At 38.1% G+C, this 7,837-nt stretch carries 11 protein-coding genes; 4 read left to right on the top strand and 7 right to left on the bottom strand.

What is annotated here, in order from left to right:
- Both Q0983_RS15055 and Q0983_RS15050 read right to left on the bottom strand, forming a co-directional pair.
- Positions 1 to 821, bottom strand: an 821-nt coding sequence (locus Q0983_RS15055; protein WP_299555144.1) for a lipase family protein, incomplete at its 3' end; no start/stop codon positions are given.
- Positions 822 to 923: 102 nt separating this feature from the next.
- Positions 924 to 2,081: a helix-turn-helix domain-containing protein gene (locus Q0983_RS15050; RefSeq protein ID WP_299555141.1), complete on the bottom strand. Its 1,158-nt coding sequence runs from the start codon at positions 2,079 to 2,081 to the stop codon at positions 924 to 926.
- 117 nt (positions 2,082 to 2,198) lie between these two features.
- Here Q0983_RS15050 and Q0983_RS15045 point away from each other — a divergent pair, with 117 nt between their 5' ends.
- The gene (locus Q0983_RS15045) at positions 2,199 to 3,053 is read left to right on the top strand and encodes a hypothetical protein (protein ID WP_299555139.1); all 855 of its coding nucleotides are present in this window, start codon (positions 2,199 to 2,201) and stop codon (positions 3,051 to 3,053) included.
- A gap of 52 nt (positions 3,054 to 3,105) precedes the next feature.
- Here the strand turns inward: Q0983_RS15045 and Q0983_RS15040 are convergent, their stop codons facing one another.
- From Q0983_RS15040 to Q0983_RS15020, 5 genes are all read right to left on the bottom strand, one after another.
- A complete protein-coding gene (locus tag Q0983_RS15040) occupies positions 3,106 to 3,711 on the bottom strand; it encodes a MarR family winged helix-turn-helix transcriptional regulator (protein WP_299555136.1) in 606 nt (201 codons plus the stop codon).
- Between the two features lie 66 nt (positions 3,712 to 3,777).
- Complete coding sequence (locus Q0983_RS15035) at positions 3,778 to 4,011, bottom strand: thioredoxin family protein (RefSeq protein WP_299555133.1); 234 nt, start codon at positions 4,009 to 4,011, stop codon at positions 3,778 to 3,780.
- Between the two features lie 91 nt (positions 4,012 to 4,102).
- Complete coding sequence (locus Q0983_RS15030) at positions 4,103 to 4,513, bottom strand: SRPBCC domain-containing protein (RefSeq protein WP_299555089.1); 411 nt, start codon at positions 4,511 to 4,513, stop codon at positions 4,103 to 4,105.
- A 1-nt stretch (position 4,514) separates the two neighbouring features.
- Entirely contained in the window at positions 4,515 to 4,841 is a 327-nt protein-coding gene (locus Q0983_RS15025; RefSeq protein WP_299555086.1) for a metalloregulator ArsR/SmtB family transcription factor, read from the bottom strand.
- Positions 4,831 to 5,262, bottom strand: a complete 432-nt coding sequence (locus tag Q0983_RS15020) for an SRPBCC domain-containing protein (protein WP_299555083.1) — start codon at positions 5,260 to 5,262, stop codon at positions 4,831 to 4,833. Before Q0983_RS15020 ends, Q0983_RS15025 begins: the two co-directional genes overlap by 11 nt.
- Positions 5,263 to 5,615: 353 nt before the next feature.
- On the opposite strand from Q0983_RS15020, the gene trxA reads away from it, so the two are divergent.
- The 3 genes from trxA (at position 5,616) to Q0983_RS15005 (ending at position 7,666) form a co-directional block, all read left to right on the top strand.
- Complete coding sequence (trxA, locus tag Q0983_RS15015; RefSeq protein WP_299555080.1) at positions 5,616 to 5,933, top strand: thioredoxin; 318 nt, start codon at positions 5,616 to 5,618, stop codon at positions 5,931 to 5,933.
- Positions 5,934 to 6,026: 93 nt separating this feature from the next.
- Positions 6,027 to 6,575 carry an ATP-dependent Clp protease proteolytic subunit gene (locus Q0983_RS15010; protein ID WP_299555077.1) on the top strand — a complete coding sequence of 183 codons (549 nt, stop codon included), beginning with the start codon at positions 6,027 to 6,029 and terminating at the stop codon, positions 6,573 to 6,575.
- 161 nt (positions 6,576 to 6,736) lie between these two features.
- Positions 6,737 to 7,666 (top strand): DUF58 domain-containing protein, encoded by a 930-nt coding sequence (locus Q0983_RS15005; protein WP_299555074.1) that lies wholly within the window; start codon positions 6,737 to 6,739, stop codon positions 7,664 to 7,666.
- Positions 7,667 to 7,837: the final 171 nt, after the last annotated feature.

The following is a 7,837-nucleotide window of genomic DNA, read 5'->3' as shown; positions in this document are numbered from 1 at the left end:
ATATCCATATTATCCCAGCTTGTTTCCTTGTTTATTAGAATATCCGAAACAAATGTGAAATAATCATAAGGTCCGGCTAACAAAGAACTTGCCTTTATACGAAATTCATTGGGGTAGTTTAATTGTAGGTATTTATGTGTAGCCAAACCAGCACCGCCACCTTCGCTCCATCCGGTTAAAAAGACATTGTTGGTAAAGCTAATGGAAAGTTCGTTTAAGAGACTTTTGGTAGCTCTTATCATATCAACAGATACTTCAGCTAGTTCATGATGTACCGTATACGGGTGTTCCAGGGTGGCTGTTTCTCCATAGCCTACATAATCCGGTAAGGATACGACATATCCGTTTGAAGCCATAACGGCGCCTATAAAGCTTGTCTCTACATCACTTTCGGTTGCACCGCCTTTATAGTTAGAGGGCACTTCCGCTTCAGAACCTTCCATGGGTATGATCGTACCATGATGATGTTGCACTAAACTTAAAGGACCGGACATATTTTGAGGTACTAAAACTAGCCCTGAAACTTTAATGATATTACCAGCATATAACGAATTATATAGAACCCTATATAAGGTGACATTGTTTGTAGTGAAAGCAGCCACATCCCCTATATTGGTGGCATTTGCGGCAATGGCGTTGGCTGTAAGATTTCCGGTTTCTTGATACGATATTAAGGCCCCCCGTGCATTTGAGGATGGGTTTACCGTTATAACCGGATTGCTGACAATAGCGACATCATTATCTGAGCATGCATGTAATATTACAAGAAGAGCCGCTGAGATGAGGCTAATGAATTTTCGATTTTTAAAACATAGTTTCATTCCTTGTACATTAAATAGTTTATGCAGCAAAAATCAATATACCAAGGGGATTGGAGGTGCGAAATGCACCAAACTATGGAAAGTCGGACATTTTGGGGATACTCAGACCTCATTCAGGACGCCTACATTACGGCGCTTAAAAGCAGAAGGGGTTTCATTAGTGAATTTTTTAAAGACGGCGTTGAATGTAGACTTAGAATTAAATCCGCTTTCTAAGGCTACACCCATAATGGTGTACTTATTATAGTCTACGGCTAATAACTTTTTCTTTACCGCTTCTATGCGATAAAAATTTATAAACTCGAAAAAGTTTTTCTGTTCATTTTCTTTGATAATCTGTGAAAGATAACCACTACTGATCTGAAGTTTATCTGCGATTTTATCAAGGGTTAAATTTACATCTTCGTAAGTTTTTTCCTCAGTCATCAACTGTAGTAATTGATTATAATAATGCGATGTGTTTGCCGATAGCTTGTTTTGGTTAGGAACCTTTTCAGAGTCAGTGTGCGTTATTGAAACAATTTCAAACCAGCTGTAATGGATAATAAGGAAGTAGCTAATCCAAAATAATAGCACTACAAAAGCAATGGTGATAATGCTAAAAGTTGTATCGCCTTGGTCATCATACCCAAACCAATATTGCACAAAACTTACGATAGTTACACACATGATGCCTATAAGAATTATTAAAAAGGTCTTTAACCAACTTAAGCTTTTCTTTCCGGTAGTAGAGTAGTGGTCGTATAAATACTTTTGATAGGAGTTCACTTTTCTTAAGGCTAATGGTAAATAGAGCACACAACAAACAATACTCAAAAACCATGAGACCAATATAAAGTAGGCTTCGATAAGTTCATACATGGCATCGTTAACCAACAGGCTTATGGCCGAGTCCATAAGGTGCAGTAATACTTCTGTACCAATAAATACAAAACCCAATTTCTCAAACTTGGATAGTTTATGTTCTGGCTGTATCAGAAATGTTACAAAATAGAATATGCCTACAGGAATAACGGTTCTAATATAGATTGGGAGATATTGTATCCAAACGGCAATATAGTCTTCTAGTTCCAGCCAAAACACAAATTCATAGGCTAAGATTACGCAGATTCCCAATATGGAGAGGGCCAAGAACTTGTTGGATTTGGTATTGAGCCTTTTATGGAAAAGGAATATGGCAGCCAATAACATCCCATGGAAGAACGCCATAAGGATAATGCCTGAAAAAAAACCGGTCTCTAGATATTCTGAGTTCGTCATTGGCACAACTTGCTTAGTTCATGATTCTGCTAAATTAAATTTTTTTTAATTGCGGGGTAGGAATTTTTGGAAGTCACTTGTTTTATTAGTGAATTCATTAAAAACCTATTTTTTACTATGAAAAAGATTTTAAGCTTAACATGTTTGCTTTCATTATTTTTTATTGCCTGCGATAATGAAGGAACCCAGGATGATGTAAACAATCCAGACCCTCTATCTATTGATGCCGAAGTTACCCTTGAGGAAACAGAGGCCGTTTTAGATGATATTGCACTGTATTCCGAAAGTGCCTATGGTATTACTTCTAAAACTAATGATGCTACTGCAAAAGGGCCGGACAGACACGGCCACTCAGGTTTCTTTAGAGAATGTGCCGATATTACAGTTGAAGAAACGGATACTACTATAACTACCACGCTTGTTTTTACGGGCGAATGTGAAGATGAAGACGGTAATGTTATTACAGGAACCATTACCAAAGTATGGGAAAAGAGTGATAGTAGCAGAACAAAAACTGTAACGTTTACCGATGTAAATATTAATGGTCGTTTAGTGAACGGAACCAAACAATATACCTTTACCGAGGAAAACGGAAACGGTAACCCGGAAATGTCAGGTTCTGTGGATATTACTGTTGAAACGGAAGATGGTACCGTATCCAAAGTTGGAAACAGAACGGTTGAAATTACGGCCGGAGGCGATACGTACTTCTGGTTTGATGATGAAAAGACCATTACAGGATCCTGTACTTACACCAATGCTGAAGGGAATACCTTTAGTGTAGAAATTACAACACCACTGGTAAAACCTGCCGAATGCCGATATATAGCATCAGGTGTTAAAGAATATACTAGAACAGAAGGGACTACTGTACTAGATTATGGGGACGGTACCTGCGATAGGATCGCTACCAAAACTGCTCCCGACGGCACAGTAACAGAAGTGACGTTAGGAAAAAAGAGAAAACACTAATATATAGTGTGCCCCAAATATAAAGCGCTGTCTGAAAAGATGGCGCTTTTGTTTATTGGATGAGCTCAAATTCTTCGCAGTCCAATCGTATTTCAGCGTTTTGCAATGCTTTTTCCAATAAATTACAAAAATGGTGGTCGCCATTTTTGCTATAAAATTTACAAGCGTAGCAGGTGCGTTGCACCGTTAAAATGCCCCTTTTATTGAGTTTGAAAATAAGCCGGCTAATGGTTTTAAAGGTAGATTCCAAATCGTTGCGGTCTAAAGTATCCAAGATGCCTTTTAATGGTTGTGCAAAGTCTTCGGTTTCAGAAACTATAGCGTTTCCGGAATCGGATAATTTAATGGCATAACTTCTGTTGTCAGATGAAGCATGTACTTTTTTAATGAGTCCTTTTTTGGCTAAAACACGAACGGCGTCACTAATGGTTGGTTTGGTAAGGTTGAATTCTTTTGCCAAATGACTGACGTTACAAAGCTCCATCCTGTGGTACTTGATAAAAATGAGGATTTGAATTTGAATAGGACTTAACCCCAGCAATTTTGCCTTTTCCCAAAGCAGTACTTTAAAGACTTCGGAAATGCGTTCTAATCCGGCGACGATCTTACTGGTAATATCAATATCCTGAAAGCCAGGATTGAAAATATTCTTGTTCATAAAAAAACCCGTCGCCGTTTTAAAGCGACAGGCAAAGTTAGTAATCCTAACAATAAAAAGCAAAAATTAAGCTTTTACGTCTTCTATGGAAGCTCCAAAATTAATATGCAATACGTTACCATTAGGAGTTACCAAAGCAGGGACAGACTTTACTCCTGAGCGTTCCGCTTCAGAAATTTTTGTTTTGTCTTCACCAATATGAACAATGTCCACATTGTCAGTTCCAATTAAAGTGACTATGTCTTGTTCTGCGCTTACACAAACAGGACAACCGGCGTGATAGAAAATTGATTTACTCATCTTGTTATTTTTTAAAATTAATATGATATAAATATAGTAAGGAATCCTAACTAAAAAAATTATTCTTGATTTTTTTTATCTTTTCCCGGTACTATTTCAGGTAAGCCACAAGTTTTTGGGTAATAAACATATCCCAGGTAGCAGTGCAAACATCAAAGCAATGTAGCCTGGGTGTTAACCCTTTTTGAAGAAATTTTACAAGTGTTTTAGAGGGCTGTTCTTCAATGTTCCAGTGCAAAGTATGGCCTATCCATTCTTTATTAAATACCGGTTCACCGGCAATGCATTCCCAAATCAAACGTTTGTCCGGTACGTATTCGATGATCTTGAACGTCCACCAATAAGCATTATCGAAGGTGATGGTAAACGCGCCATTCAAACTAAAATCAGCATGACTGATCTGTCCCCACCAAGCATCCAAACCTTCATTCAAAGCTTTGAACGCCTCTTTGGCCCTGACGGGTACTTCTATTTCCGTTGAGTAGTTTGAAAGTGTTTCCATTTTAGGAGTCTTTGGTGTCTAAGAAATGTTCCAGAGCATTTAATTTCTTATCCCAGAACTGTGAATAGAACTTCAACCACTTGTCCACTTCTTTCAGGGGTTTGGGAGTGGCATTGCAAAACCGTTCGCGACCCTGTGCTTCAATATGAACCAAACCGGCTTCCTGCAGCGTTTTAATATGTTTGGTAACCCCCTGGCGGGTCATGTCAAACTGGTTGGAGATCTGCGTAATAGACAGGGCTGAGGTAGCAATCACCAGGGCGTGAAAAATATCACGCCTTGTGGGATCTGCTATGGCTTTAAAGAGTTTGGTTATTTTATCCTGCATTTACTAATTCTTTTAAATAGTCCGTTAGAAGGTTAATGCAATTGGCCCAACCACCGCTAAAGCTCTCAAACATTTTCACGGCTGTTTCGCCTTCATAGTTTGATATACCCGAATGCTCTAAATAAAGTTTGGTGCCTTCGGCAATAGATTCTAATTCCCATTTCACAGTTGTTTCCACTTTAGTGTCGGCTACAATCCAGGTATATATTAAGGTATAGGGATTGGCGTTTTTTACCTCACCGCTTATCACGGTACACCCTTTTTCATTAGGCTCTGAAGTAAAGGTGTACTTATAGCCCTTTTCAGCTTTAAAATCGGCTTTGATAAACCAGGTTGAGATTTCATCGGCATTGGTAATAGCACGCCATACGGTATCAATGGCATGGTTAAATACGTGTTCTTTGTTGATTACATCGTTCATAAGTATTCGTTTTTTAGATTAATATGCAACTTTATGGTTGCTAAAGTAAGATAAAAAATTTAAATACGCAACTTTTTGGTTGCTTATTTAAAAAACGCACAAGGGATAGAGCATTTGTTGGAGCTCTTACAACTTTATTGTAAAGCGACTTGCGAGAGCCCGACCACGAGTCATTGAGGCGTACCGATCGCAGTGGAATACGCTCGAAATATAATGTGGATGTACCCTGGAAATTAAAATAAAACGAAATAATAACGTTATAAGTAAAACAAATTGTTAGTTTGTAAGTATTAGACTTTTTTTTGACTAATTTTGTGTTATTAAATTAATTAAGAATCTTAAAAAGACATATTATGGCATTAGAGATAACAGATGCAACGTTTGAAGAAACGGTTTTACAAAGCGATAAGCCGGTATTGGTAGATTTTTGGGCAGCGTGGTGCGGACCATGTAGAATGGTTGGACCTATTATTGAAGAAATTAGTGGTGAATATGAAGGAAAAGCTGTTGTTGGGAAAGTTGATGTAGATGCTAATCAAGAGTTTGCTGCTAAATATGGTGTGCGTAATATTCCTACTGTTTTAGTGTTTAAAGACGGTGAGGTTGTTGATAGAAAAGTGGGTGTAGCCCCTAAAAATTCTTATACAGACGCCATAGAATCGCTTCTTTAAAATATTTAGAAAAAGAAAATGAAGAAGGTTTGCTGTAATGGCAAACCTTTTTTTATTTTAGATGCGATTTAAAATTCCATAAATTTTTTTGATATGAGTAAAAAAGGCGAAGTACAGGACGCTATAGATGCCAAACTGATAGAAGACCGAAAAGTGTTTCTCTGGGGACAGGTTGATGACGATTCTGCTAAGCACGTAGTAGATAGATTGATGTACCTGGACGCTTTGGGTACGGAAGATATTCATTTATATATTAACAGTCCCGGAGGCTATGTAACATCCGGTTTTGCTATCTATGATTGCATAAAGTCGTTAAAGAGTGATGTCTCTACCATTTGTACCGGTTTTGCAGCCTCTATGGGGTCTATAATCTTATCGGCCGGAACCAAAGGGAAGCGTTTTATTCAACCACATGCCAGGGTCATGATACATCAGCCCAGCGGTGGGGCTCGCGGACCGGCCAGTGATATTGAAATTACAGCCAAAGAAATTATACTTACCAAGGAATTAAGCGCTCAGATCTTAGCAGATAATTGCGGACAGACCTTTGAAAAAGTGATGAAGGATTTTAACAGGGACCATTGGATGGGTGCAGACGAATCTGTGACGTATGGTATTGTAGATAAAGTATTGGCCCCCTAACCCCCATAGGGGGAACTTTACTCGTACCTTAAAAGAGTAAACCTATTTTTTAGTATAATTGATAAAAATTAAAATAAATATTACCTAATAATTCTTTCTTATTTTAATATTGATTAAGAGTGGGATTCCTCCCCTTTTTGGGAGGCTAGGAGCGGTATTATATGGACTTACGGCAGGAACTTAATAAAGCTGAAGGGTTTAAAAACCTCGGGCTACTTGCAAAACAGGTGGTAGAAGGGTTTATTGCCGGTATGCATAAGAGCCCGTTTCATGGCTTTTCTTCGGAGTTCGCCGAGCATAAAATTTACAATAGAGGCGAAAGCACACGTCATATAGACTGGAAACTCTACGCCAAAACCGATAAGCTATACACAAAACGTTATGACGATGAAACCAATTTACGTTGCCATATTATTGTAGATAACAGTAGCTCTATGCACTATCCGGAAATGACCAACTTTTCAATTGACCGGTTGAATAAGATAGCCTTTTCGGCATTGGCGGCGGCGGCATTAATGCAAATGCTGAAACGGCAACGTGACGCAGTCGGTTTGAGTATTTACAGTGACACCTACGATTTTTATGCTCAGGAAAAGGGAAGTGAACGCCATCATCAAATGTTGTTAAATCAACTAAGCGATGTGGTCATTTCAAAACCTTTAAACAAACAAACCGAAACCTATACCTATTTACATGAAATAGCTGAAAAGATCCACAGGCGTTCCATGATCTTTTTGTTTACGGATATGTTTCAAACGGCTGAAGATGACGTAAAGTTGTTTGAAGCCCTTCGTCATTTAAAATACAATAAGCATGAGGTGATCCTCTTTCATGTATTTGATAAGCAAAAGGAATACGCTTTTGATTTTGATAATACTCCAAAGCGTTTTATCGATGTGGAGACCGGTGAGTATATTAATTTGTATGCGGATACTATTAAAGAGAATTACAATAAAAAGGTAGATGCTTATTTTACCGCCTTGAAATTAAAGTGTGCGCAATATAAAATTAAGTATGTTGAGGCCGATATAAATGATAGCTTTAACCATATATTGACCACCTATATGGTAGAGCGTCAAAAGTTTGCCTAAAAGCGCTTCTAACCTCGCTATTTCTACAGCGCTCAATACAGGCCCGGCTTAGGAACTAAAACCTGTAGCTAATTTTAAAAAACTTAAAAAAAGATTTGACATATTAAAAAAGGCGTGTATATTTGCATCCGCAATCATGCAACGGTCTGGTAGTTCAGTTGGTTAGAATAT

The organism is Seonamhaeicola sp., assembly GCF_028281565.1.
Lineage (GTDB): Bacteria > Bacteroidota > Bacteroidia > Flavobacteriales > Flavobacteriaceae > Seonamhaeicola.
This window is presented reverse-complemented; position numbering and strand designations above follow the sequence as displayed.